Below are 25,915 nucleotides of genomic sequence, written 5' to 3' on the forward strand. Positions count from 1 at the left end.
CAGGGCCCGGCCAAGACCGCCGTTCGGATACGCTCCCCATACTGCTCAACCTCACCGTGCGCAACGAAGGAGGCGATCGCTCGGCCGCGCGGCGCGCGGCTCAGGGGCCCGTCCAGGCGTACTCCAGCGCGGAGACGTCCGGCGCGCCGACGGGGATCTCCCCCGTGAATCCGAGCGTGACGAGCTCGAGACGATTGCCGAACGGATCGTTGAAATAGAGCGACGCCTGCCCCGGCGGCCCGAGCCGCGTGGGGCCGTACGTCGGGACGCCAGCGCGGTTCAGGCGCTCCTTCCACGCGAGCAGCCCGCCCGGCGCGACCCAGAGCGCGCAGTGAGGGTGATCCGCGTGGCGGGGCGGCTGCCCGACCGCCGATTCGAACAGATCGAACCGCGGCCCGCCCGCGAAGGCGATCGAGAGATGAACGCCGCGCGCCACCTCGTCCGCCGGCCGCCCCATCCGCTCGAGGAACGGGGCGTCGACGCGCATCAGCACGCGCGCGCCGAGCAGCCCGACATAGAACCGCTCCGCCACCGCCAGATCGGCGCACGGCACGGTGAGATGATCGACCGCGCGCAGCTTGCCGCCCCACGGCGGACGCAGGCGATAAGCAAGGTGAGACCAGGCGAAGAAGAGGCGCATTCCCACGCCGATCGCCTTTCGCTGAACCCGCGCAGCCAGCGGCGCGGCCGTGAACCCCAAGGACGTCATGCGTTTCCTCCATCCCGATGATGAGCGTCAATCAATCAGTTGATTGACATTACGCCACGGCGGGCGAGCGGTCAAGGCGGGCGCCGGGGGCGCTTGATGGACCCGGAGGAAACCTGTAGCGTTGCGCGGGCTTGGCGAAGACGAGACGCGCCGCCGCGGCCGGCAAGGCCTCGACCTCGGAGCTCGGTGCAGCGCGGCGGCGCGACCTGCTCGAGGCGGCGTACACGCTCATCGCCGAGAAGGGGCTGGAGGGGCTGCGGACGCGCGACATCGCGGCGCGCGCAGGCGTCAACATCTCGACGCTGCACTACTACTTCGGGACGAAGGACGCGCTGCTCGTCGCCATCGTCGAGCACGTGACCGACAAGTTCGGACAGGAGCGAAAGCCCGCCGGCGGCCCGGGCGCCGCGGGCGCGGCGGAGCCGCCCGAGAGCCTGAGAGCGCACTTGGAGCGCGCATGGCGCAGCTTCCAGGACCATCCGCACCTGGCGACCGTCCTTCAAGAGCTGTCCCTGCGCGCGCATCGGGACGCGGCCGCGCGAACGGCGTTTCGCGCCATCCACAAGGAGTGGAACCTCGGGGTCGAGCACCTCGTGCGCCAAGGCGCGCGCGCCGGACAGCTGCGCTCCGACCTGGATCCGCGCGCGGCCGCCGCGGCGATCACGTCCTTCATCATGGGCGCCATGCTCCAGCTCGGGATCGACGCCGGCGCGTTCGACTTCCACCACGTGTCAGGCGAGATCGATCGGTGGCTCGCCACCGCGCCCGGCAAACCGGCGCGCGGCCGGAAGGCCTGATCGCCGCGCAGGAGCCTCGATCCGCCGCCCCGGCGCGGCGAACGCACGTCGCGATCGTGCGCCGCGATACCACCCGGCGCGCGATGGGGGCATTCTGCAGAAGTCTCGTTGGAGAGGAATCGGGGAGATCGAGCGCTCAGGCCTCGCCTGCGCCGACCCTCTCGAATCTCTCCATCGGACAGGTGCGCTGTGCCTTGGGGGCGCACCGTGAAAAACGACGAGCCACGCGCGATCGCGTGAAGGATCGACGGGCCCGTCATCATTCATGAGGTCGCGACACGAGCGACGACTCGGCACGTTCCGCGGGTCGCGCGCGATCGAACGCGCTCGAAACCATAGATGTCGATGGCGAACGGCAATTCTCTGAGGGGCGCGTCGCGCCCCGCGCCGAGGGTGGGTCGAGGGTGACAGGTGCTGGGGCGATGAAACGTCGTCGTTTTCTTCAGTCCGGGGCGGCGCTCGGCGCGATGGCCGCGGCGGGCACGCTCTTCCGGAGCTCGAGGGCCGGAGCGGCCTTCGGAGAGACCCCGGAGCCGTACCGACAGATCGGGCTCCCGCCCGAGCTCCGCGCCGAGAACATCCTGGAAGTCTTCCTGTACGGCGGGCTGACCACCTGGGAGACGTTCTATGGAGTCGAGGCGTACGGGCGCCCCGACGATCCGAACCCGGACCTGCGGGGCACGCAGCTCCACACCTTCTACAACCCCGCCGCGCCGGAGAGCTCGCTGCTCTCCTCGGTGCTCACGGAGTGCGGGCTCGCGGCGGGCGACCTCGGGCTGGTCCCCTTCGCCCGCGACGCGCTCGGGATGAACGTGAGCCTCGGGCCGCTCCTCGCCCCGCTGATCGCCCGCAAGGACGTCCTCGATCGCATGCGCGTCGTCGTGACCCGGCACGATCTGGAGCCGCACGAGGCCGCCATTCCCTACGCGCTGTGCGGCCGCGCGCTCGGCTCGCCGCAGATGGCGTGCCTCGGCGCCCACGTGCAGCGCCACGCGATGGAGCACGGCGATCCGGGGCGCGCCGCCCCCTACGCCTACACCTTCACGGACCTCGGCATCCCCGGCGACAACCTGCAGGCGTCGCTCGCGACCGGGCTCCACCCGGCGGCGGCGCGGCCGCTGCTCCTCCGCGCGAGCAGCGAGGAGTTCCTGGGGCTTTTGAAGCGGCCGAAGGTCGGCGCGGCGCCCGAGCGGGCGGCGTTCGACGGCCTCCTGTCGCGCTACGTGGACCAGTACCGCGACCGGGTGAGGTACAGGCGCGAGGGCGATCCGCTCCGCGCCTCGCGGCTGTCCGAGCTGAGCCAGACGATCCGCGCCGTCGCGAGCGCGCACGAGCTCGACGCGGTGCTCGACAGCGCGCTGTTCGAGCAGACGGTGACCGCCCTCTGCGGCCTGGAGAACATCAACGCCCCGGCCATCTGCCTGCGGGTCATCGCGCACCTGCTCACGCACCCGGCGACGCCGGCGCGCTACTGCTGCTTCATCGATCCGGGGCTGGTCATGGCCGACGGCGGCGGCGGCTACGACACCCACGCCGAGACGTGCCGCACGCAGGCGGTGAACCTCGGCAACACGCTCACCGAGCTCCTGTCGCACGTCCGGCGCCCGGACGAGCAGGGGCCCGAGGCCGAGGGGAAGCTCGACCTCGACCGGACCCTCGTCATCCTCAACATGGAGTTCGGCCGCTCTCCGGGCGCGCAGAACGAGCTCGGCCGCAACCACTGGCCCTACGGCTACGTCACGGTGTACCTCGGCGGCCCCATCCGCGAGAAGCAGCGCGGCATCTACGGGGCCATCGGGCCGGACGGGCGCGCCACGACGTTCGTGAAGCCGCCGGAGCAGCGGATCGCCGCGCTGCTCGCGCTCGGGATCTGGCCGTTCGCCCAGGAGGGCTTCGGCGTGAGCGACGTCGAGGGGACGCGCAACGAGGGCGAGTCGGCGGAGGCGGCGCTCGCGAGGGTGCTCGGGCACGGATGAACGGGGCGACCACGATGAGACGCGCGACGCTGAGCTCCACGCTGCTCCTTGCGACAGGCCTCGCCGGCGCCCTGCTCGGCGCGGGCGCCTGCGGCCCCGACCCCGCGCCCGGCGCGCCGGGGGCGCCCGAGACGCCGGCCATCGAGGACGACGCGGGCGCGCCCCCGACGCCCGAGCTCCCCGACGCCGGCGTGGACCGGCCGGCGGAGGAGGCGAGGGATCCGCTCGCGCGCTGCCAGGACTCCGACGCGGCGTTCGTGCGCCGCGCCCACCTGGCGACGCTGGGGCGGAGGCCGCGCAGCCAGGACGAGGTGCGCTTCTACACCGACCTCATCCGGCAGGTCGACGGCGGCGCGCCGCTCGCCGAGGGCGCGCCGCTCAGCGCGGGGCGGCGCTACGCGGTGCTCGCCATGATTAAGGCGTCGCAGCTCGACTACCTCCGCCGCTGGACGGACTTCTACCTGGACAGCCTGCGCGTCGTGCGCGCCTCGGAGAGCTCCGCGAAGTGCTTCTCGACGCTGCTCAGCGCCGACGGCGAAGCCCGCCGGAAGGCCGCCGAGCGCGTGCGGCGCGAGCCGGCGCGCGCCCAGGGCGACGAGTTCTCGATGCTGGATCTGATGCTCGGCTCGCTCGAGAGCGACGATGTCTCCTCGATCTACGTCGCGAACCTGTTCAGCATCGTGTCGCAGAGCTTCGAGGGCGCGAACGCGGACCCGGTGAAGCTCGAGCTCGCGCGCCGGCAGAACTTCGGAGCGCGGTTCAGCGGCGCCTACCTGCACCGGGACATCGTGTGCCTGCGCTGCCACAACGGCGAGGCGTCGGTCACCTTCGACCCGGAGCCGAGCAAGAACCGGTTCTTCCCGCTGCCGGGCCTCTTGGAGAAGAGCCTGTTCACGGACTCGAGCGGCCCCCCGGAGAAGGACGGCCACGACGGCATCGCGCGGGCCTACGGCGTGTTCCGCTTCGGCGGGTTCTCGGTCGCGTCGATGGCCGACGCCGAGCCGCTGCCCGTCGTGCTCCCGAACGCGGTGGTGCGGCCCTGGGGCTGGACCGCGGCGTGCGGCGAGTTCTTCTCGGAGATCAGCGACGATCCGGCGGGGGTCGACGCGCTGCTCGGCAGCGTGCGCGGCGCGCGCACGTCGATGTGGGACCTGTCCGCCGCGCTGCAGCGGGGCTTCGTCGGGCTGCGCCAGCACGGCCTCTCGCGCGGCGAGCGCGGCGAGATCCCGAACCCGGACGAGGCGCTCGCGTACCTCGTGTCGGCGCACATCGCCGAGGAGGTGTGGCGCGAGGTCATCGGCACGCCGCTCACCGTCGCGCACTACTACCCGCGCAGCGCCGCGTCGCGCGGCGAGCTGCTGCGCGTCACCGAGGCGTTCGTGGCCTCGGGCTTCTCGCACGTCCGCCTGCTCCTCGAGGTGCTCCGGAGCCCCGGGTTCAACCTGCAGGCGCCGGAGGACGGCTGCGCGGACGAGCCGTATGCGTTCGCCCCCCTGTTCGACCCGTGGATCATCGCCGAGGAGGACCCCGCCCGCCGCAGGAACAGCGTCGGAGACGCGATCGCGCCGCTGTCGGGCCGGACGCTGCTGAGCGCGGCCCACGGCGCGCTCGACTGGCCTGCGCCGATCGCCGTGCCCATCGCCGACGCGGCGTTCCTCGGCGCGATCGGCGTGTTCGTGGACGACGGCCAGCCCGGGCACCGGGGGCTGGACTTCCAGGCGCGCCTCGTCTGGGAGGACCGGTTCGCCGCGTGCGATATCGCCCCGGAGGGCGACCTCGTGGCGCGGCTCCTCAAGGCGGCGTCGGAGCAGCCGGACGCCACCGTGGCCGACCTGATCGCGGCGCTCAAGGACCGCATCGTCGGCGACCCCGGGCTCGGCGACGCGGGCGAGCGCGAGGCGCTCGAGCAGGTCCTCGGGGCCTCGCTCGACGCCGAGGTGGCGGCGCTCGATCCCGAGGAGATCGAGCGCCGGGTGCGCGGCGTGTGCGGGGCGCTGCTCGAGTCGCCGCAGTTCATGCTGGGTACGCTGGTGCCGCGCGGGGTCGAGGCGACCCCGAAGCTCACGCCGCCCGACGCCGCCTACGGCGCGGTCTGCGCGCGGCTCGCGGCCGAGCCGCCCATCGACGGCTTCCAGGTCGAGTGCGCCCCGGGCGGCGTCCGGCTGCGGAGGGAATGACCATGGCCACCTCGCGGCGCCGTGCACCGGGACGTCCTTGCCTGCTCCTCGGCGCGATCCTGCTCGCGTCGTGCTCCGACGGCGGCGGCGGCGGCCCGCCGGCGAGCGGCGACGGCGGCGGCCCGCCGGCGAGCGGCGACGGCGGCGGCCCGCCGTCGAGCGGCCAGGGCGCCTCCGCGCCGACCGGCTCGAGCGCCTCCGCGTCGAGCGGCTACGACCCGGCCGCGGCGCGCTTCCCGACGCCGCGGGCCCTCTACGAGGGCGCGGTGGCGCCGTCGTGCGCGGGCGCCGAGGGCAGCTGCCACCACGGCTGGGCGCAGCCCGAGCTGTCGTCGTTCGAGGCGTTCATCGCGACCGCGGGCGCGTTCTGCCAGACCGGCGTCGGCGATCCGCGCGCGATCGTCGACGGCTGCGAGCGCCCGGGCGACCGCCTGGTGTTCGCGGACGGCGTCGAGCGCGCGCTGCTGCGCGTGATCGTCCCCGAGGGCGCGCCGCGGGTCCCCGCCGAGGTGACGGTGGCGCTGGACGGCCCCGCGGGCGACGTGAGCGCGGTGGCGCGGGTGCGCGCGCCGGTCGTGGAGGGCCAGGCCGAGCTCCGGCAGGAGCTCCGCGGCGTCGTGTTCACGCCGCTCGAGCCCGCGTCGCGGCTGCGGCTCGACCTGAGCCGGGCGGGCGAGGACGTGGCGCGGGCGTTCGACCTGCGGCGCTGGCCGCGGCGGGGCGCCGACGTTGTCGTCGGGGACGCGAACGGCAACGGCCGTGACGCCGCCGGCGCCGGGCTGAGGCAGCTCGTCCCCGGGAAGCCCGAGCGGACCTTCCTCTACCTGCGGCTCCTCGGCGACGAGCTCGGGCCGCGCATGCCGCTCGTCGAGGGCGGCTGGTCCGAGGAGGCGACGCGGGCGCTCTACTGCTTCGTGCGCGGGCTGCCGGAGGGCTGGCAGCCGGACACGCGCGTCGCCGACGAGCCCATCGCGTACGCGGGGTGTCCGAGCGACCCGGAGGACGGCGGCCCTGCGGCGTCGGACTACGAGGCGGTGCAGGCGATCTTCGACCAGCGCTGCGCGTCGGGCCCGTGCCACGGCGCCGAGCGCGCGTCGGGGCTCGACCTGCGGCGGGCCGCGCTCGCCGGGGGAGAGGTCATCGGCGCGCCGTCCCGCGAGGTGCCGGGCCGGGCGCTGATCGCGCCGGGCGCGGCGGACGAGAGCTACCTGGTTTGCAAGATCGAGCCCGGCTGCGCCGAGCGGGCCCAGGGCACCGCGCCGATGCCCGTCGGGGGGGCGCTCGGCGCCGAGGAGCGGGCGGCGATCCGCGCGTGGATCGAGGCCGGGGCGAAGCTGGACTGAGCCGGAGACACCGAAGCGATGGCACCCACCCGAGCGATGGAGAGCGGAAGCATGTCTGGGAAGCGATGGCCTGGGGCGCGCCTTGCGCCCGGCGGCGCGGCGGGGCCGGCGCTGCTCGGCGCGCTGCTGTGCGCGCTGATCCTCCCGTCCTGCAAGGGCGACGGCGGCGGGGCCCCTCCCGCGGCCGCGGCGCCGTCGCTCGTATGCGGCGACCGGACGGTGCAGCGAGGGAACGAGTGCGTGGCCGAGCCGGAGGGCACGCCGCCCGCGGTGCGGTGCGGGCCAGGGACCACGCCGGTGGCGGGCGAGTGCGTTGCGGTGCAGACCTCGGACGACGGCGACCTCATCGACGCGGAGGTCGACCTGTCCGGCAGCGGCTTCCTCCCGGCGTGCATCGATGCGCCGCCCGACCCGGCCGCGAGCAACGGGAGCTGCGTCGTGGTCGACGGGGCCATGGTCACCTGCAATCCCATCACCAACGAGGGGTGCGAAGGGCAGGTGGGGCACTGCGGTTACGATGCCTTCGCCGGCCTCTTCCAGTGTCTCTGGCAGACGGGCGACGCGGAGAGCTGCGAGACCTGCTCCATAGCGTTCGAGACCTGCGGCCCGGGCTTCACGTGCAGGGGCGGTCTCTACGCGTGCCAGCGATACTGCTGCGATGACGGCGATTGCGGGGAGGGCGCGGCGTGCGTGCTGCAGCCGCCTTTGCCGTTCGGCATCTGCCAGGCCCAGCGATCCGACGCGTTCGCGCACCTGAGCGACTTGCGCCCGCCGGACCCCGGCGCCGGCGTCGGGGGCTGGTTCGGCGAGGGCGGCTGGTCGGGGGAAGGCGGTTGGTCCGGGGAAGGTGGTTGGTCGGGCGAAGGTGGGTTCGGCGAAGGTGGCTGGCTGGGCGAGGGCGGCTTCGGAGAGGGCGGGTGGTCAGGAGGAGGCGGCGCCGGAGGCCGAGATGCGGGCGCCGGCGGCGCGGCAGGCGGCGAACCGCGCCCTTAGGACAAGCTCCTTCGCTCCTCCGGAATCGAGCGAGCCTGCTCCTCCCGGCGTTCCCGCGTGCGACACGGCGCCGCAGGACAACGTGTCGCATAGGCGCGCCGCAGGACAGCGCGTACACAGGCCTCATGAGACGCCGACAAATCTTGGACCTCGCTGCCGTGAGCGCCGCGCTCGCCACCCTGCAAACGCTCGGCGGATGCGCGCAGGACGACGGCGCTCCCGGGCAGTCGCCCACAACCCCCGAAGGAGAGAGCTCCCCCATGCAGCACATCGCCATGCTGATTTACCCGGGCTTCACCGCGCTGGATCTCATCGGTCCCCAGGCCGCGTTCAGCATCCTCGAGGATACGAAAATACACCTCGTGTGGAAGACGCTCGACCCCATCACGACGGATTCGGGCATCACCCTCTCCCCCACGGCGACCTTCGACACCTGTCCCGAGGAGCTCGAGATCCTCTTCGTTCCGGGCGGCGTCGCGGGCACGATCGCCGTGATGAAGGACGGCGCGGTCCTCGATTTCCTCGCGGCGCGCGCGGAGCAGGCGAGCTACGTGACGAGCGTTTGCACGGGGTCGCTCGTGCTCGGCGCGGCGGGGCTGCTCCGCGGCTACCGCGCGACCACGCACTGGGCGTTCCGCGAGGTCTTGCCCCTCCTCGAGGCCGAGCGCGTCGACGCGCGCTACGTCGAGGACCAGAACCGCATCACGGGCGGCGGCGTGACGTCAGGCATCGATTTCGGCCTCCGGATCGCCGCCAAGATGCGAGGCGAGGAGGCCGCGCAGACGGCGCAGCTCGTGCTGGAGTACGACCCGGATCCGCCGTTCCAGGCGGGCTCGCCCGAGTCCGCGCCCGCGGCCGTGGTGGAGGGGCTGCGCGGCCGCATCGCGCCGGCGCTCGCGCAGGCCAAAGAGGCCGCGGAGCAGGCCGCGGTGCGCTGGTGAGGCGCGGCGCGTCGACCCCGAGGGCCCGCTGATGCCTCGCGCGCCGGACGGGGCCCGTCAGGCCGTCCGGAAGGCGTGGTAGAGCTCGTCGCGCCACGCGACGAGGTCGGCGTAGCGATCGCGCAGCTCGGGGTCGGAGAAGCTCCGGCGGCTTGCGGCGCCGAGCTTCAGCGCGGCGGGCGGCGCCACGTTCACGAGCACCTGGCTCATCGCGATGTCGGCGAACGTGAAGCGGCCGAGGAGCGTCCTCGGCGCGTCGTCCGACGGGCCCGACGGCGAGCTCCGCGCGAGCGTCGCGCGGAGCTCGTCCAGCGCCGCGACCATCGTCCGCAGGTGCGCCTCGGCGCCGTCCTCGTGGCCGCCGTACTTGCGCAGGGTGCGGCGGACGCCCAGCCCGCCGAGCCGCGCGGCGAGGGGGGCGTGCGCGCGGCGGATCGGCGGCGGGGCCATCTCGGCGAGCGCCTCGTCGTCGGCCAGCATGCGCGACAGCGCGCGGGCGCGCCCGGCGGCGAGCGCGCGCTCCGACAGGTCGACGATCCGCGCGATCTCGGCCTCGTGCTCGGCCGGGAACAGCGTCGGACCTGCGCCGCGCCCGTCGGCCCAGCGCGCGATGTCGGCCGAGTCCGCGAGCACGCGCCCGTCGTCGGCGGTGAGCACCGGCACGGAGACGCGGCCGGTGAGCCGGCGGAGCTTCAACCGGAGCGCCGGCTCGCCGAGGAGCGGCTGGTAGTGCCGGAAGGTGTACGGCACGCCGCGGACGTCGAGCGCCCAGCGCGCCTTCTCGGTCCACGGCGAGAACACGAGGCCCAGGAGCTCCGTCATGGCGCCGGCAGCCTACCACACGCGCCCGCGCGCCCTCGGCCGATCGCCCGTCGAGGGCGCGGCTCGTCGCCGGCGGCCCTCGGGCCCACCCCGGGCGATCTCACGCGCCGGCGTCGAGCTCGACCCAGATCGACTCGGGCGCGTCGAACCCCTTGAGCCGGAACGCGCCCGCCCGGCGGAAGTCCGCGCGCGCCGCGTCGGGGAGCGCGGCGGCCGCCGCGCGCGAGAGCGTCACCCGGCCGGGGCGCGGCAGGGCGACCCCGGAGCTCGGCTCGTCCGCGCGATCCTCTTCGGTGACCGCCTCGATCCGGAAGAGCCGGTGCACCTCCGCGCCGAGGACGTCGTGATCGCTCATCCGCACCCGGCCCCAGTGGACGATGAGCCGGAGCTCGGCAGCGTCGCCGACGGCGCCGCGGAGCACGCGGGCCGCCTCGACCGCGCGGGCCACCGTGGAATAGACCGCGAGGTACCCGTCGCCGGTCCCCTTGAGGAGGCGCGGGCTCGTCGACCCGCGCAGGGCGCCGCGCAGCCGGTGGAGGTGGTCGACGAAGCTCGTATCGCCGATGTCCTGGAGCAGGCGGGTCGATCGGACGATATCGATGAGCAGCATCGCCACCTCCACCCGGTCGGTCAGCTCGGGCTCCTCCTCCCGGCGCGCGGCCGGGAAGAGCTCGAGGAGCGCGATGTGGAGCTCGTCCCAGTGGATGCGCTCCAGGTGCGCGCTGAGGCGGGCGAAGGTGGGGGAGGCGGCGATCGCCCGGCGCGCGGCGCCTTCGCCCTCGCCGTCGGCGAGATCGGCCGAGAGGCGGTCGAGGAGGGAGAACACCGCGTCGGCGATCTCCTCGTCGGCGTCCGGGCGCCGGAAGAGCTCGCGCTGCACGTCGACCACGAGGTCCCAGTGGCGGGGCCAGGGCTCCCCGTGGCCGATGACGACGTTGCGGATCGCGTTGAACTGGCCGCCGCCGGGGAGCGGCTCGATCAGCGCGCGCAGGGAAGGGTGGAGCAGGTAATACCGCGAGCGCGGCAGCGCGTGGCGCGAGCCGACCACGGCGTCGTGCGGCTGGCGGAAGCGCTGGACCTGGCGCTCGGCCCCGGGCTCGGCGCCGAGCACGCCGAGCAGGCCGCACTCGAAGAGCTCGCGGAAAGGGTGGTAGACGTCGTCGGCGTCCCGGCCGTGAGCATCGAAGTACGCGCGGTCGACCTGGTGAAACTTGCACCACACCTCGACGAGCTCGTCGTGGGTGAGGACGTCGCTGGGGAGCAGGGCGAGGAACTCGGCCCGCTTGTCGCGGTGGCGGAGCACCTCGAGGAAGACCCGCATCTCGTCGAAGATGTTGGCGACGAGGAGGCCGGCGCTGGTGCTCTGCACGATCCGCGTGAAGGTGCGCTCGTCGAGGGCCTGCCGGTTGCGCGAGATCTCCGAGGCGAGGATCACGAGATCGCGCGGCCGCCCGAGGGTGTGCCGGCAGAGGAAGTCGAAGGTCGACTCGCCGCGGGACGAGCGCCCCGCGCGCACCTCGTCGAGGAGGATGAACTCGCGGAGCGGCAGCCTCTCGTAATAATACGTGAGCTTCTCGAGCAGCTCGAAGAGCTCGTGCTTTTCGTAGCGGAGCCTCGCGGTCGCGCCGAAGAGGTTGTTCTTGATGTCGGACTCGTAGGCCGAGAACGCCTCCTCCCGGATCGTGGCGAAGATCTTGACGTGCGGGTTCGCGTTCATCAGGTCCCACGCGGCCTCGATCATCCCGGCTTGCATGTGGATCCACGCGTCCCGCGGCAGCCCGCGGAGCGCCTGATCGAGCTTGTCGATGAAGATGAAGACGCCGCTGTGGAGCGCGCGGAGCCGCCGCTCGAGCGGGCGCTCCATCGCGTCGACGACCTGGTTGATCTGGCGGACGGTCATCGAGAGGAGCTCCTTCAGCACCATCGTCGGCTCGACCGGCCGGCCTTCGAGGAGCCCGCGCAGGTTCCGGGGGAGCGGCGAGAGGTCCTCGGGATCGCCGGCGCCGGCGCCGGACTGGTAGGAGACGATCGACAGGCGGAGGCTGAAGCTCCAGAGCCGCTTGCAGTCGTGGAGCCGCGACATGAGATCGCGCTGGGGCTGGTCGACGCTGGGCAGGTCGCCCATCAGATCGAGGTACGGCCGCCCCTCCGGGATGAACTGCACGGCGGCGTGGCGGCGCTCGCGGCCGGTCGCCAGGTAGATCTCGCTGAGGACCGAGCGCTTGTACGTGAGGAGGAGGGTCTTGCCGAGCCCCTTGCTCCCCGAGACGAAGTGCTTCTTGGCGCTGTCGAGGAACTCGCGGACCACGGCGTTCTTGAAGGTCAGGTCCTTCAGGGCGCCGATGTCGATCTGGTTGGCGTCCGAGATCCAGCTGTGGTCTTTCGGGGTGTCGGGCGCGCCGCCGGGGGGCGGCCTCGGCGCGGGCTTGTCCGGCGGGCGGCCGGCGAGCGCCCGGAGCGCCTCGAGGAGCTCGCCGGCGGAGGCGAACCGGCGGTCGCGGTCGCGGTGGGTCGCCCGGGCGAACCAGGCGTCGAAGCCGCTCGGGACCTCGGCCAGCCGCGACGGCGCCGGCGGGACATCGAAGCAGATCTTGTGGACCAGCTCGTACAGCGACTCGCCGCGGAAGGGCCGGCGCCCGGTCATGCACTCGTAGGCGATCACGCCGAGCGACCACAGGTCCGCGCGGTGATCGACGCCGCGGGCGTTGGCGATCTGCTCCGGGCTCATGTAGCTCACGGTGCCCAGGGTCGCGCCCGCGTCGGTCTGCGGCGTCCCCTGGCGATCGAGCCCGAGGTCCTCGAGCTTGACGATCCCGAAGTCGAGGACCTTGCAGAGCGGGCGATCGTCGTCGACGAGGAAGATGTTGGCCGGCTTGATGTCGCGGTGGACGACGCCGAGGCGGTGGGCCTTGCCGAGCGCGCTGCAGACGTCGCCGAGGACCGCCACCGTCTCCTCGTAGGAGAGCGGCCCGCGGGCGATCCGCTCGGCCAGGTCCTCGCCGCGGAGGAGCTCCATGGCGATGTAGGGCACCTGCGTCGCGGCATCGACGTTGAAGTCGAGGACCTGCACCACGTTCGTGCCCCGCAGCTTCGCCGCGGTCTGCGCCTCGCGGAGGAAGCGGGCGCGCGCCTTCTCGGTCCCGACGACCCCCGGATCCATCAGCTTCAGCGCCGCCGGACCGCCGAGGTGAAGGTCGGCCGCCCGGAAGACCCGGCCCATGCCCCCTTTCTTGAGGAACTCCTCGAGCCGCCAGCGCTCGCCAACGACGTCCCCCGGGCCGAGGCGCTTCCGCGACAGGTCGCTCTGACCCGCGGAGGACACCGTGGCTCCTTCCGGTCGGTGGGCACTCTCATCCGACATGTCGCGCAGCGTACCAGCCCCGGCGCTTCAGGAGAACCGGTGTGCCCGCGGCTACCAGCCGAGTCCGATGCGCAGCGGCAGGAACACCGCCATCCCGGTCACGATGGTGCCCAGGATGTCGCGGCGAGAGAAGTAGTAGACGCTCGCCGCGAGGCTCGCGGGCAGCCGCGCGTCCTGCATGGTCGCGATCAGGTGCCCGTCCGTCATCACCACCTCGGGCACGATCACGGCCGCAAGCGCGGCCAGCGGCGCGTAGCGCAGCCCGCGCCGGAGCCAGCCGGGCAGCGGCAGATCCTGGTCGGGGTACAGGAAGAAGGCGCGGGTGAACGCCGTGATCAGCGCGAGGCCGAGGATGGCGACGAAGATCTCCCAGGGGCTCATCGCCGGGCCTCCTCGGCCCCCTGGCGTGCGCGTCGGTGCGCCCCTTCGGCCGCCTCGATGCCCAGGCCGACCGCGACCGCGGCGGCGATGGCGACGAGGATGTTGAGCTTCAGCGGCAGCGCGTAGGCGGCCACCGCGGCGCTCGCGGCGGTGCCGCCGGCGAGCCAGGTGGCCCTGTCCTGGAGCAGCGAGCACGTCACGCCGAGGAGCGCGAGCACGCCCGCGAAGCCGAGGCCCCATTCGACCGGGATGACGTTGGCCAGCGCGATGCCGCCCAGCGACGAGGCTTGCCATGCCGACCAGTTCGTCGCGACGCCGCCCCAGAAATAGGGTTCCTGCTCGGGCGTCGGGCCGGGCACGGGGAAGCGCTTCATGAAGATCACGTAGTTCAGGTCGCCGCTGAAGTAGCCGCACAGGCACCGCCGCCAGCGCGGGAGCGGCGCGAAGTAAGGCCGCCACATCGCGCTGAAGATCACGAACCGCAGGTTCACGCAGGCGGCGGTGGCCCAGACGACCCAGATCGGCGCGCCGGACGCGATGAGCGGCATCGCGGCGAGCTGCGCGCTGCCGGCGAAGACCGCGAGCGACATCAGCACCGCGAGCGGCGCCGTGAGCCCGCTCTTGACCATCGCGACGCCGGTCACGAGCCCCCAGGCGGCGACGCCGAGCGACACGTGCAGCATCTCGCGCGCGCCGCGGCGGAACTCGGGGTGGAGCGCGGTGGCGCGGGCGAAGGCGGCGAAGGACATGCGGTCGCTCGAGGGGGTAGGAACTGTCCAGACGGGCTGCAAAAGTCAAGGCCGCCAGCCCGGCGCCGCCGCCCGCCCAGGGCGGCTGCTCCCGGATCCTCCGGCGCCCGGCGCCGGCGGGGAGCGATCGCCTTGCATACCGACCGACTGGTCGGTATACCTCCTAGATGCCGGCGCGGACCTACTCCAGCGCGCGAGAGCGCATCCTCGACGCGGCCGAGCGGCTCATCGTCTCGCGCGGGGTGAACCAGCTGACCGTCGAGGCGGTGATCACCGAGGCGGGGATCAGCAAAGGGGGCTTCTTTCACCACTTCGCGACGAAGGACGCGCTCCTCACGGCGATCGTCGATCGGCTGACGGCGCGGGTGAACGACGACGCCGCGAAGCGCGCGGCGCAGGACCCGGAGCCCCGGGGCGCCCGGCTGCGGGCGCAGATCGCGCTGACCTTCGACGAGGACAAGCGCGAGACCGCGGCGCCTCGCGCTTTGCTCCTCGCGATGATCGAGGCGGCGAGCGCTCAGCCCGCGCTGGCGCGCCACGGCAGCAAGCTGACCGCCGAGGCGGTCGCGCGCGACGCGGCCGAGGACATCCCGGTGGGGCGGGCCATCGCGATCCAGTTTGCGCTCGACGGTTTCTGGCTCTCCCAGGCGCTCGGCGCGGTGGCGTTCAGCGAAGGCGAGCTGCGGGCGCTGCGCGACGCGCTCCTCGCGCTCGCGCAGCCCGAGGCGGGCGCGGGGCGCCGGCCCAGGCGGCCACGAGCTTCCAAGAAAGGCGGTCCAGCATGATGTCTGTCCCCGATATCTCCAGCGCGAAGCACAAAGCAAACCCTTATCCCGTGTACGCGCGGCTGCGCGCCGAGGCGCCGGTCGTGCGCACCGTGCTCAAGGACGGGAAGCCCGCGTGGCTCGTGACGCGCTACGCCGACGTGGCGTCCGCGCTGAAGGACCCGCGCCTGGGCAAGGACCCGTACCGCGCGCTCAGCCCGGAGGAGCGGGCGAGGCAGGTGCCGTGGACGCCCGGGTTTTTCCGCCCGTTCACGAAGAACATGCTCGATCAGGACCCGCCGGATCACACCCGCTTGCGCGCCCTGGTGCATCAGGTCTTCACGCCGCGGCGGGTGGAGGAGCTGCGCGGGCGCGTCGAGGCGATCACCCAGCGCCTCATCGCGCGGGCGCGGGCGCGTGGCGCGATCGACCTCCTGGAGGAGATCGCGCTGCCGCTGCCGATGACGGTGATCTGCGAGCTGCTCGGCATTCCCGAGGCGGACTGGCCGCGCTTCCGGGCCTGGACGAACCGCATGATCGGGATCGCCACGAGCGTGGACATGGTGCTCGCGATGCCGTCTCTCTACATGTTCCTGCGCTACCTGCGCGCGCTGTTGGAGCGGCGCCGCCGCACGGGCGGGGACGATCTCATCGCGGCGCTCGTGCGCGCCGAGGAGGCGGGCAGCCGGCTCAGCGAGGAGGAGCTGCTCGCGATGGTCATGCTGCTGGTCGTGGCGGGCCACGAGACGACGGTGAACCTGATCGCCAGCGGGACGCTCGCCCTGCTCGACGATCCGGAGGCGCTCGACCGCCTGCGGCGCGAGCCTGCGCTGATCAAGCCGGCGGTCGAGGAGCTCCTGCGCTTCACGACCCCGGTCGAGCTCGCGACCGAGCGGTACACGACGGAGGACGTCGCGTTCGGCGAGCGCGTGGTCCCGCGGGGACAGCGGCTCTTCGCGGTGCTCGGCTCGGCGAACCACGACGAGGAGGTCTTCGCGAGCCCCGAGCGGCTGGTGCTCGACCGCGATCCCAACCGGCACCTCGCCTTCGGCAGCGGCGTGCACTACTGCCTCGGCGCGCCGCTGGCGCGCCTCGAGGCGCAGATCGCGTTTCCCGCGATCGTCCAGGATCTCCCCGGCTTGCGGCTCGCCGTGCCGCGTTCTTCCCTGACGTGGAAGCCGTCATCCATCCTGCGCGGGCTCGACCGGCTGCCGGTGAAGTGCGCGGCGGCGCCGGTCTACTCCGTCCCCCGGGCGACGCGACCGCCTGAGGCGGGCGCGCCGCTGTAGAGCACGCTCTTCGCGCCGGGCGTTCGTGCGCCCATGTCGCGCAGTGTCCCGGTGTGGCAGAAAGGTCGTCTTTTCCGCTGCGCAGCCGGGAAAGCCGGGGGAGGACCCACGTGTTTCTGTCCGTGGATGGGCCTTTGCCGTCCTCCGTTCACGCGATCGGGAGCCCGGCGACCGGCATGCTCCATGCACTCACCGTGCCTCATGCGCTCCGGGGAGCCCAGGCTTTGTCCTCGCGATCGTCGGCGAGCGGGTCGCCGGGAGCGCGACGAGCGCGCGACGTGCGGTGTGCCCGCCTCGACACCGGGCCATCGCGCGGCCGTCCCCGGGGCAGGGTAGCGGCGAAAGGAGAGGCGTCCGTGCGAATCCATCATCTCAACTGCATCTCGACCTGTCCGATCGGCGGCGCGCTGATGGATGGCCAGACGCTGGGGCTCCGCGGGAGGCTGACGTGCCACTGCTTGCTCCTGGAGACGGACAGCGGTCTGGTCCTCGTGGACACCGGGCTCGGCTTGCTGGACGTCTCGATGGCGAGGAGGCGGCTCAGCCGGTTCTTCCTGTTCCTGGTACGACCGGAGTTCCGCGCCGAGATGACGGCGTACCGGCAGATCCAGCGCCTCGGCTTTCGGCCCGAGGACGTCCGTCACATCGTGCTGACCCACCTCGATTTCGACCATGCGGGGGGCCTCGACGACTTTCCTGGCGCGGAGGTCCACCTGCTCGCGGACGAGCGCGACGCCGCGGTCGCCCGGCGGACGCTGCTCGACCGGATGCGTTACCGGCCGGCCCAGTGGTCCACGCAGCCGAACTGGATCGCCTATCCCTCGGACGGCGGCGAGCGCTGGTTCGGCTTCGAGGGGGCGCGGCCGGTGGGTGGTTTGAAGGACGAGGTGCTCTTCATCCCGCTCATCGGTCACACGCTCGGCCACTCGGGCGTGGCGATCCGGAGCGATGGCCGCTGGCTGCTGCTCGCCGGCGACGCGTACTTTTATCACCGCGAGATGGACCTGGTGCGGCCCACCTGCACGCCCGGCCTGCGCGCCTATCAGCTCATGATGGAGAAGGACCGCGGCGCGCGGCTCGAGAACCAGCGCCGGCTGCGCGCGCTTCGCCGGGAGCACGGCCACGAGGTGACCGTCGTGTGCTCTCATGACGTCGTGGAGTTCGAGCGCCTCACCGGGCGAAGCCACGCCGTACCGGCGGGCGCCCGGGAGAAGGGCGCGCCCGAGCCACCGCTGTGGGTCCCCGCCGCGGCCGGAGCGCAGCGGATCTGAGCCGCAGAGGGCCTCGGGCTACGCCGCGTCCCGCCGCGGCGCCGCCCCCACCGGCAGCGTGAAATAGAACGTCGTGCACCCCCCTTTGGGGCTCTCGACCCAGATCCTGCCGTGGTGCGCCTCGACCAGCCCCTTCGCGATGTACAGCCCGAGCCCGAGCCCGACCGCGCGTTCCTCCCTCGCCCTCCCCCGGAAGAACCGCTCGAACAGCAGCGGGAGATCCTCGGCAGGGATCTCGCGGCCGCTGTTCCGGATGGAGATCTGCACATCGTCGCCGCGCCGCTCCAGCGACGCCCGGATCGGCGTCTCCGGATCACCGTATTTCACGGCGTTGGAGAGGAGGTTGCTGAGCACCTGCTCGACGCGCCCCGCGTCCGCGCACACGACCGGGATCTCGCCCCGGATCTCGACCTCGACCGCGTGCCCCTCCGTCTCGCCCGCCATCCGCTCCACGACCGCCTGAAGGAGCGCCGGCAGGTCGACGGGAGCGCTCTCGATCGTGAGCCGCCGCGACTCGATCTGGGAGATGTCCGTCAGATCGGACACCATCCGCCCGAGCCGCTTGGCGCTCGCCAGGATATGCCCCGCCCTCGTCTTCACCGCGGCCGCCACCTGGGGCTTGCGCTCGATCTGGGCCGCATAGCCGATGATCGTCGTCACCGGCTGCTTCAGATCGTGCGCCACCACCGACGTCCACTCTTCCTTGAGCCGCTCGAGCTCCTTGAGCCGCGTGATGTCGTCGAACACGACGACCGCCCCGAGCGGCTTCCCGCTCCCGTCGACGATCGGCCCGGCGCTCACGAGCACCGCCAGCGTGCCGCCGTCGGCGCGCCGCAGCGCGAGCTCCCTCGAGCTCGTGACCTCGCCGCGCAGCGCGCTCGCCGAGGGCTGCTCGCCGTCCGGGAGCGGCCGCCCGTCCAGGGAGTAGAGGCCCCACGCGCCCGCCTGCCCGGGCGGCGCGCCGATCCCGGCGAGCTCCTGGGCGCGATGATTCCAGGCGATCTGCGCGCCGGACTGGTCGAGGAGGAGGATGCCGACCGGCGAGCGCTCGATGACCGCGTTGAGCCAGCTCCGCTCGGCCGAGAGCTGCCGGAGGAGCTGCTCGCGCTCCTCGTCGGCGAGCTTCTCCGCCGTGACGTCGCGCGAGATGCCGATCCCGGCGACCGGGTTGCCGTGCTCGTCGCGCTGGATCGTGATGTGGGTCGATATCCAGCGCGTGCGGCCGCTCTTGTCGATGATCCGGAACGTGAGCCGCCCGCCGGCCGCGGCCATCTGCTCGACGAACTCGTGATAACGCCCCTTGTCCTCGGGATGGATCAGCGTGAGGAACAGCTGCGGGTCCTCGTACCAGGCCTCGGGCGGATGACCGGTGTGCTCGAGGACGGCGGGGCTGATGTACTCGTATCCCCCTTCCGGGCCGAGCCGCATGCGGAAGATGACGTCGCTCGCGTGCTCGGCGATCAGCCGCAGGCGCTCCTCGCTGAGCCGCAAGGCCTGCTCGGCGCGCCGCTGCTCGGTGACGTCGAGGGCCGTGCCGATGAGCCGGAGCGGGGTTCCGTCGTCGGCGCGGGCCACGTCCGCCTCGGTGTGGATGAGGCGCTCTTCGCCGCTCGGGCGGAGGATCCGGTACTCCATGCAGTACGGCCTCTCCCCCTGGAGCGCGAGGTCGACGGCGCGCATGAGGCCCTCGCGGTCCTCCGGGTGGACGCAGGCGAGGAAGCGCTCGTACGTGAGCGCGCCGGCGTCGCGGGACAGCCCCAGCATCGGATAGCACTCGTCGGACCAAAAGAGCTCGTCGGTCGGAATGTGCCAGTCCCAGTTGCCCAGCCTGGCGATCTTCTGCGCCCGGGCGAGGCTGTCCTCGCTCAGCCGGAGCGCGGCTTCGGTCTTCCTGGCCTCCGCGATCGCCGTGTTCAGCTGCTCGCGCGTGCGCTCCAGCGCGCGCTTCTCCTGCTCGAGCTCCTCGATCCGCGCGCGCAGCGCGCGGGGCTCGGCGGCGGCGAGCGCCATCCCGAAGAGGCTCGACAGGGCGCTCGCGACCTCGACCGCCTCGGCCTGCGGCAGGGTCGGCTGCGCGGCGGCGCAGAGCAGCACCGCGCGCAGGTCGCCGGCGAAGGCGAGCGGGATCGCGACCGCGTGGGCGCAGCCGCAGCGGTCGCGCAGGTGGACGGCGTCGAGCAGCGCCGCGGCGCCCTCGCCGTCGGGCGCGCCCTGCACGACCCCGGCGCGGGCGGCCTCGGCCGCGAGGCTCGGCGCGTCGAGCGGCAGGCGCTGGAGCGCGTCCAGCGAGCCGTCGCCGCCCTCGGAGGCGACGAGCATGAGCGCCCGCGGCTCCCCGGCGAGCTCGTAGAGACAGGCGATGTCGGCCTGCAGGAGGCGCGACGCCGCCGCGACGAGCGCCCGCGGCGTGCCGCCCTCGGCGGCGCGCAATAGGGCCAGCGACGCGTCGGCCACGGCGCGGGCCAGCGCGCCCGACGCCGGCGGCTCCCCGTGACGTCCCGCCCCGGACGGTCCACCCCGTCCGGTCCCACGTCCTTCGTCGTCGCTGTTCACTCCACCCCTCGCGCCTTCTACCAGGATTCTGGCAGACGCGAGCTGAGATTATCACGAGCGCTCGGTAGGCACCTCGGTCCGCTCAGCAGCCGTGCGCCGGGCTCGGGGCAGCGCGCCGGCGGCGCTCGCCTCGAGCCCGGCGCAGGGCGCCGGAGGAGCCTTGGGTGCTCTCCGGCTGCGCGACGTTCGACGGCAGGAGACAGCGCACGTCGTTACAGTGTGAGCGTCGCGATCTCTGCCGTCGAGCTCGCCTTCGCGGGGAGGACGGCGATCCTCGCGCTGCGGAGTCGGCGTTGGCCCGAGGCCTTGCTGGATCCGTCGATCCTCGAAGAGAGCCCTTCGGCGCCTCTGTCCGTCGCGCTGGTTCGTCGATGTCTTCACCCGCGGCTGGTTGAGCGGCAGCTGGAGGTAGTTCGGGCCGACCCGCTAGCGCTGCGTGTCCGAGTACGAGAACGTCCGGCCCTGGAGCAGCTTGTCGTCCAACAAGTCCATGCCGTAGACGAGGACGCCTGTGCCGAAGGCGGCCTGCTCGACCTCGGCGAAGTCGTTCGTCGGGTTGCTGTCGAGCGCCATGCGCCGATCGGGCGGAGCGGGAACTTCTCCGGCGCCAGATCTTCGTCGCGTCGAGCGGATCGACGTCGGGCTCCGGGTGCTCGCCGTCTTCCATGAGCTGCGCGCAGACCTCCCACTCCGGCGCGCCGCCGCGCGTGATGGCGTCGTGGAGGACCTGCGTCGCGTGGTTGAAATTCTTGGCCTGGATGGTCGAGGCGTGATCGCTGGTGAGGTTGACCTCTCCTTGCCTGGGGAGGAAATGGTACTTCACGAGGACCGCCTCGCCCTCCCGGGTTCTCGAGGACGGCCGGTCCGCGATCGCCGACGGTGCGGTTGTCCTCGTCGTCCGTCACCGGGTGTCTCTGCCGCGTGGTGAGGGTGGGGTTGCTCTCGTGAACCGTATCCTTCGTGGCGCCGCTCCTCATCGCTCCATCCTCCCGGGCCGGCGAAGCCGCCGTCCTTGGGGGCAATGTGGCCGCGGGCCCTCATCGGTCCCAATACATCGTTGCTGCTGAAGTGATAGCCTGGAGCTGTCGGCTCGGCCGCGCGGTGGCGCGCTGGTAGGCGTCCCGGAGGGTCGCGGCGAGGCGCTGGAGGGTGCTCTCGATGGGGGAGCCGCGGCGGAAGGCGAGCGCGAGGGTGCGGTACGGGGCGCGCGGGGCGAAGCGGCGCAGCGAGAGGGCGCCGCTGCGGTTCTCGATGGGGACGGCGCGCGCGAGCAGGAGGGGCACGCTGTCGCCCTCGGCGACCCTCTGGACGAGGGTGGAGGGGTTTGTGGCGCGGACGCTCGCCTCGTCGGCGCCGACGCGCTGGCAGAGGGCGAGCGCCTGGTCGCGGAAGCCGTGGCCGTTGACGAGGAGGAGGACCTTGGCCGCCGCGAGCTCGTCCATCCTGGCGAGGCGGCTCGGCTCCGCCGCATGCGCTCGAGCAGGGGGCCCGCCGAGGTGACGAGGACGCGGCGGCGATCGCGCTCGAAGAGGTTCACGCCGAGGGCCTCCTCGAGCTGCGCGATCTGGGCCGAGAGCGACGGCTGCGCGCCGCGGCAGGCGGCCGCGGCGCGCCGGAAGCTGCGGTGCTCGGCGACCGCGAGCGCGTACTGGAGCTGGCGGAGCGTGAGGGGATGCGGTGACCAGCGCACGGGCGCGGGGTAGTACGCGGCGCGCGGGGGGGGGCTCTGGGGTCGAGGGGGCGGCCGCGGGCGGGGGGGTGGGGGGCCTTGGGGGGCCTTGGGGGGCGGGCGCCCTGGGCGACATGCCCGGCGGTTGACGCCTGCGGTCATCTCTCCATGTTCCCCGCGAACGCGGGTTGTCCGCGCACGGAGGAACCATGTCCAAGACAGCGTCGAACGAGACCAGGAAGATCCGCTACGCCGTCGTCGGGGCGGGCAACATCGCGCAGGTCGCCGTGCTGCCGGCGTTCAAGAACGCCGCCGAGAACTCGGAGCTCGTGGCGCTGGTCTCGGGCGACCCCGATAAGCTCGCCGCGCTGGGCGAGCGCTACGGGGTCACCGAGCGCGGCGGGTATGACGAGCTCGAGGACGTCCTGAGGCGCGCGCGGGCGGACGCGGTGTACATCGCGCTGCCCAACGCGATGCACCGCGAGTACACGGAGCGGGCCGCGGCGGCGGGCGTTCACGTGCTCTGCGAGAAGCCCATGGCCATGACCGAGGAGGACTGCGAGGCGATGATCCGCGCCACGAAGGACCGCGGCGTGAAGTTGATGATCGCCTATCGCCTGCATTTCGAGGAGGCGAACCTGCAGGCGGTCGAGATCGCGCGCTCGGGCAAGCTCGGTGAGGTGCGCGCCTTCACGTCGCTGTTCACGCAGGTGGTGCGCCCCGGCGACATTCGCACCCGGAGCGACGCGGGCGGCGGCGTGCTGTTCGATCTGGGCGTGTACTGCGTGAATGCCGCCCGGTACCTGTTCCGCGAGGAGCCGAGCGAGGTGCTCGCCACGAGCCTGCGGATCGACGAGAGGCGCGCCAAGGATGTCGACGAGACCACGGCGGCCATCCTGCGTTTCCCGAGCGGCGCCGTGGCGCAGTTCACGGTCAGCCAGGGGCTCGCGAGCGTGTCGTCGTTCCGTCTCGCGGGCACCGAGGGGGACCTGCGCGTGGAGCCGGCCTTCGATTACACGGCCGACATCAGGCATTACCTGACGGTGGGCGGGAAGGCGGAGGAGAAGACGTTCAAGAAGCGCGACCAGTTCGCCCCCGAGCTCGTCTATTTCTCGCGCTGCATCCTTGAGGACAGGGAGCCGGAGCCGTCGGGACTCGAGGGGCTCGCGGACGTCCGGGTGATGCTGGCGATCCAGAGCTCCGCGGCGAGCGGGAGGGTCGAGGCGGTCCCGCCGCTCAAGCTGGAGCAGCGGCCTGATATGGGCCAGAACATCAAGAAGCCCGCGGTTACCGCGCCGGAGCCGGTGAAGGCGCCGTCACCGTCGGAGCAGTGAGGGAGGACCCGGACGACGCCAACCCGGGTTGGCAAGAGAAAGTGGGAACCACCCGACCCAACCACCCGACCCAGGTTGCGGATCACCGACCAGCGTCACCCGACTCAGCATCACCCGACCCAGGTTGCGGATCACCCGGACCACCCGACCCAGGTTGCGGACCACCGGACCACCCGACCCAGGTTGCGGACCACCCGACCCAGGTTGCGGACCAGCCGACCCAGGTTCAACGACCGACCGGGGTTGGTACGACCAGATTGGTGACGACCCGACCCCGCTCTCCGTTCTCGACCAACCCAGGTCGGGAGAGGGGAGGAGGGAGAACCCACGTCGGGGAAAGGGCAGCCCAGGCCAGAGGAGCCGCCGCAGGTTGGGCGAGCAGCCGCAAGGACTATCCAGGTGGCGGACCACCTGGCGCCCCTGGCGGCGCCACCCCAAGGAGCGAGCCAATGCCTTGAAATCATTCACCCCACCAGCCGGCACGGCGTTTGCCATTGCACGCCAGCCATGAGCCAGCCCCGCGAAATTGCCGCAGGCGCCACCTACCTCATCACCCGTCGCGTCCTGCGCAGGCATCTGCTCTTCCGCCCTGACGCTGCCATCACCCAGCTCTTGGTCTACACCCTCACCGTCTCGACGCGCCGCTTCGGCATCGAGGTCCACGCGCTCTGCGCGATGTCGTCGCACCTGCACCTCGTCGTGACCGATACGATGGGCGTCCTGCCGCGTTTTTTGCAATTCTTCCATCGCATCGTCGCGCTCGGGACCAAGGTGCTCCGCACGTGGGAAGGGCCAGTGTGGGACCACGAAGCTACGAGCGTGGTGCGGCTGCTGACGCGGACGGCGGTGGTGGAGAAGATCGCCTACGTGCTCGCGAATCCTGTGGCCGCCGGCCTGGTCCGACATGCGCGCGAGTGGCCGGGCGCCAAGGTGGATGTGAACGAGCTCGGCTGCGGCGTGCTGCGCGCGACGCGACCCGCGGCATATCTCGATCCGAAAAATCCGCAGTGGCCAGAAGAAGTAACGCTCGCGCTCGCGCTGCCGCCTGTCATCGAACAGGATGGCGGCGACGGCTTTCGCGGCGAGGTCGCCGCTGAGCTGGAGCGACAGGAAGCGCAGGCCCGTGAGGAGGTGGGGCGGCGAGGGCAACACGTCCTTGGCGCGGAGGGCGCCAGCCGGGTGTCCCCCTACGAGCGTGCCACGAGCTTCGAGCCGCTGCGCGGCTGCAGTCCGACGTTTGCGGTCGGCCGCGAGCAGGGTGATGCATGGCGAATCGCTGCTGCCGCCGTGCGCGCGTTTCGTGCGTCGTACCGCGCGGCGCTCGAACGGTGGCGCAGCGGGGTGCGCAGCGCCGTATTCCCCGCGGGGACGTGGTGGATGCGCGCGTTTCACGGGGTCGCCGTGACGGACGCCGTGCTCACGGTGTAGTTGCTGCGCCGGCGGCGCACGGTGAGTCGGTCGGAGAGGCCACCGGGGGCGACACGTCGCCGGAGGGCACGTGCGTCTCAAGATGGCGGAGCGAGGCGACTCAAGACGCCCATGAGCCGTGCGCATGGCGACGTGGGATGGAGTTGCGGGCCGAGCGACCACGATGCGGTGCCGGGGTGAGATCGCTATAGGCGCTGCTTGGTCGGATCGGATCGAACACAACCTGGGTTGGCTCGGGTGGGTAGGTCGCAGGCGGCAATGCAGGTAGCAACCCGAGTTGAGTCGCTCTTCACGGGTCCGCTTGAAGCTGTTTGCGAAGCGTGTGTGTGCAAGCGCGAGGCGCTCTGTACAGATTTGTGGATGGCGAGCGGTCGACATCCACCCGGGTAGCTCGCGGGTGAGCCATCCGGGTCGGGTAAGCCGCCCCTGGGGAGCCCGCGGGTGGGCAACCCCGCGGGTGGGCAACCCGGGTCGGGTAAGCCCGGGTGAGCAAGCCCGGGTGAGCAACCCGAGTCGGGTAAGCCGGGGTGAGCAACCCGAGTAGGGTAAGCCGGGGTGAGCAACCCGGGTCGGGTCGGTCCGCCGCCACTCAATGGGGGTCAGGTTCGCCCCGGGGCCGACTCAATGGGGATTGGGTCCGGAGTCAGGTTCGCCCCGGGGCCGACTCAATGGGGGTTAGGTCCGCCCACTCAGCGTCGGGTCCGGGCCGGCTTACCCGTTGGCCCTGACGACGGCCTCGAGCTGGGCAGCGCACTGGCCCCAGCCTTCGTGGAACCCCATCTTCTCGTGCGCCTCGCGGTCGGCGACCGTCCAGTGGCGGGCGCGGGCGGTGTACTTCGTCTTGCCGCCTTGATCCTCGAACGTCAGGATCACCGTCATGAACGGCTTCTCCGACGGCTCCCATGCCGTGGTGTACGCGTCGGTGAATACGAGCCGCTCGTTCTCGACAACCTCGAGGAAGACGCCCTTGTTCGGGTATTCGTTCCCTTGTGGGTCGCGCATCACGATCAGGCTGGCGCCGCCAGGCCGCACGTCGAGCTCGGCGAAGGGCGTGGTGAACGGCTGAGGGGCGAACCACTTCTTGAGGAGCTCAGGGTCAGTCCAGGCCTTGAACACCTTCTCGCGCGGCGCGTCGATGATGCGCGTCAACACGAGGTCGCGGTCGGAAGTCGAGGTGGCGTCGGGCTTGGTGGTCATGCGTCGTCTCCTTGTCGGCGATGGGTGTGGGACGTTCGAGAGAGCCCTGGGCAGGCGCCGCCTCAGACGGCTGGATGCGCGTGGCGCTCTGCGTCTTGAAGGACGCGAGCTCGGCACCGTCGTTCCGGTCCTCGGCTTCCTTGGCTCGTGCTCGTTCGGTC

19 protein-coding genes and 2 pseudogenes are annotated in these 25,915 nt (G+C 72.4%); 11 read left to right on the top strand and 10 right to left on the bottom strand.

The window, feature by feature from the left end; all coding sequences use genetic code 11:
* Positions 1 to 100: 100 nt before the first annotated feature.
* Positions 101 to 709 (bottom strand): VOC family protein, encoded by a 609-nt coding sequence (locus WMF33_RS01760; RefSeq protein ID WP_437335515.1) that lies wholly within the window; start codon positions 707 to 709, stop codon positions 101 to 103.
* A gap of 131 nt (positions 710 to 840) precedes the next feature.
* Here WMF33_RS01760 and WMF33_RS01765 point away from each other — a divergent pair, with 131 nt between their 5' ends.
* The 6 genes from WMF33_RS01765 to WMF33_RS01790 all read left to right on the top strand — a co-directional run bounded on the left by WMF33_RS01765 (position 841) and on the right by WMF33_RS01790 (position 8,936).
* Complete coding sequence (locus tag WMF33_RS01765) at positions 841 to 1,506, top strand: TetR/AcrR family transcriptional regulator (protein ID WP_437335516.1); 666 nt, start codon at positions 841 to 843, stop codon at positions 1,504 to 1,506.
* Between the two features lie 422 nt (positions 1,507 to 1,928).
* A complete protein-coding gene (locus WMF33_RS01770; protein WP_437335517.1) occupies positions 1,929 to 3,482 on the top strand; it encodes a DUF1501 domain-containing protein in 1,554 nt (517 codons plus the stop codon).
* Between the two features lie 14 nt (positions 3,483 to 3,496).
* Positions 3,497 to 5,659, top strand: a complete 2,163-nt coding sequence (locus tag WMF33_RS01775; RefSeq protein WP_437335518.1) for a hypothetical protein — start codon at positions 3,497 to 3,499, stop codon at positions 5,657 to 5,659.
* Positions 5,660 to 5,661: 2 nt separating this feature from the next.
* The gene (locus WMF33_RS01780; RefSeq protein WP_437335519.1) at positions 5,662 to 7,002 is read left to right on the top strand and encodes a hypothetical protein; all 1,341 of its coding nucleotides are present in this window, start codon (positions 5,662 to 5,664) and stop codon (positions 7,000 to 7,002) included.
* A 51-nt stretch (positions 7,003 to 7,053) separates the two neighbouring features.
* Positions 7,054 to 7,995, top strand: a complete 942-nt coding sequence (locus tag WMF33_RS01785) for a hypothetical protein (protein WP_437335520.1) — start codon at positions 7,054 to 7,056, stop codon at positions 7,993 to 7,995.
* Positions 7,996 to 8,255: 260 nt separating this feature from the next.
* Positions 8,256 to 8,936 (top strand): DJ-1/PfpI family protein, encoded by a 681-nt coding sequence (locus WMF33_RS01790; RefSeq protein ID WP_437335521.1) that lies wholly within the window; start codon positions 8,256 to 8,258, stop codon positions 8,934 to 8,936.
* 57 nt (positions 8,937 to 8,993) lie between these two features.
* On the opposite strand, the gene WMF33_RS01795 is transcribed toward WMF33_RS01790, so the two are convergent.
* The 4 genes from WMF33_RS01795 to WMF33_RS01810 form a co-directional block, all read right to left on the bottom strand.
* Positions 8,994 to 9,758: a glutathione S-transferase gene (locus WMF33_RS01795; RefSeq protein ID WP_437335522.1), complete on the bottom strand. Its 765-nt coding sequence runs from the start codon at positions 9,756 to 9,758 to the stop codon at positions 8,994 to 8,996.
* A 100-nt stretch (positions 9,759 to 9,858) separates the two neighbouring features.
* Positions 9,859 to 13,080: a P-loop ATPase, Sll1717 family gene (locus tag WMF33_RS01800; RefSeq protein ID WP_437335523.1), complete on the bottom strand. Its 3,222-nt coding sequence runs from the start codon at positions 13,078 to 13,080 to the stop codon at positions 9,859 to 9,861.
* 90 nt (positions 13,081 to 13,170) lie between these two features.
* Positions 13,171 to 13,500, bottom strand: a complete 330-nt coding sequence (locus tag WMF33_RS01805) for an AzlD domain-containing protein (RefSeq protein WP_437335524.1) — start codon at positions 13,498 to 13,500, stop codon at positions 13,171 to 13,173.
* Positions 13,497 to 14,249 carry an AzlC family ABC transporter permease gene (locus tag WMF33_RS01810; protein ID WP_437335525.1) on the bottom strand — a complete coding sequence of 251 codons (753 nt, stop codon included), beginning with the start codon at positions 14,247 to 14,249 and terminating at the stop codon, positions 13,497 to 13,499. The genes WMF33_RS01805 and WMF33_RS01810 overlap by 4 nt, the downstream gene beginning before the upstream one ends.
* Positions 14,250 to 14,416: 167 nt before the next feature.
* Here WMF33_RS01810 and WMF33_RS01815 point away from each other — a divergent pair, with 167 nt between their 5' ends.
* The 3 genes from WMF33_RS01815 to WMF33_RS01825 all read left to right on the top strand — a co-directional run bounded on the left by WMF33_RS01815 (position 14,417) and on the right by WMF33_RS01825 (position 17,573).
* Positions 14,417 to 15,034: a TetR/AcrR family transcriptional regulator gene (locus tag WMF33_RS01815; protein ID WP_437335526.1), complete on the top strand. Its 618-nt coding sequence runs from the start codon at positions 14,417 to 14,419 to the stop codon at positions 15,032 to 15,034.
* A complete protein-coding gene (locus WMF33_RS01820) occupies positions 15,031 to 16,302 on the top strand; it encodes a cytochrome P450 family protein (protein ID WP_437335527.1) in 1,272 nt (423 codons plus the stop codon). The genes WMF33_RS01815 and WMF33_RS01820 overlap by 4 nt, the downstream gene beginning before the upstream one ends.
* 356 nt (positions 16,303 to 16,658) lie before the next feature.
* Entirely contained in the window at positions 16,659 to 17,573 is a 915-nt protein-coding gene (locus WMF33_RS01825) for an MBL fold metallo-hydrolase (protein WP_437335528.1), read from the top strand.
* 18 nt (positions 17,574 to 17,591) lie between these two features.
* On the opposite strand, the gene WMF33_RS01830 is transcribed toward WMF33_RS01825, so the two are convergent.
* From WMF33_RS01830 to WMF33_RS01845, 4 genes and pseudogenes are all read right to left on the bottom strand, one after another.
* Entirely contained in the window at positions 17,592 to 20,027 is a 2,436-nt protein-coding gene (locus WMF33_RS01830; protein WP_437335529.1) for a PAS domain-containing protein, read from the bottom strand.
* A gap of 435 nt (positions 20,028 to 20,462) precedes the next feature.
* A pseudogene (locus WMF33_RS01835) lies at positions 20,463 to 20,967 on the bottom strand (catalase); the annotation flags it as partial.
* 196 nt (positions 20,968 to 21,163) lie between these two features.
* Complete coding sequence (locus WMF33_RS01840) at positions 21,164 to 21,568, bottom strand: LysR substrate-binding domain-containing protein (RefSeq protein WP_437335530.1); 405 nt, start codon at positions 21,566 to 21,568, stop codon at positions 21,164 to 21,166.
* 104 nt (positions 21,569 to 21,672) lie between these two features.
* A pseudogene (locus tag WMF33_RS01845) lies at positions 21,673 to 21,957 on the bottom strand (LysR family transcriptional regulator); the annotation flags it as partial.
* 47 nt (positions 21,958 to 22,004) lie between these two features.
* Between WMF33_RS01845 and WMF33_RS01850 the strand changes: the two are divergent.
* Both WMF33_RS01850 and WMF33_RS01855 read left to right on the top strand, forming a co-directional pair.
* Positions 22,005 to 23,129 (top strand): Gfo/Idh/MocA family protein, encoded by a 1,125-nt coding sequence (locus tag WMF33_RS01850; protein WP_437335531.1) that lies wholly within the window; start codon positions 22,005 to 22,007, stop codon positions 23,127 to 23,129.
* A 507-nt stretch (positions 23,130 to 23,636) separates the two neighbouring features.
* Entirely contained in the window at positions 23,637 to 24,557 is a 921-nt protein-coding gene (locus WMF33_RS01855; RefSeq protein WP_437335532.1) for a transposase, read from the top strand.
* A 711-nt stretch (positions 24,558 to 25,268) separates the two neighbouring features.
* Here WMF33_RS01855 and WMF33_RS01860 read toward each other — a convergent pair.
* Positions 25,269 to 25,754, bottom strand: a complete 486-nt coding sequence (locus WMF33_RS01860) for an SRPBCC family protein (RefSeq protein ID WP_437335533.1) — start codon at positions 25,752 to 25,754, stop codon at positions 25,269 to 25,271.
* Between the last annotated feature and the right edge of the window lie 161 nt (positions 25,755 to 25,915).

Origin of the sequence: Sorangium sp. So ce394 (genome assembly GCF_051474665.1) — a bacterium.
Classification (GTDB): Bacteria; Myxococcota_A; Polyangia; order Polyangiales; family Polyangiaceae; genus Sorangium; species Sorangium cellulosum_D.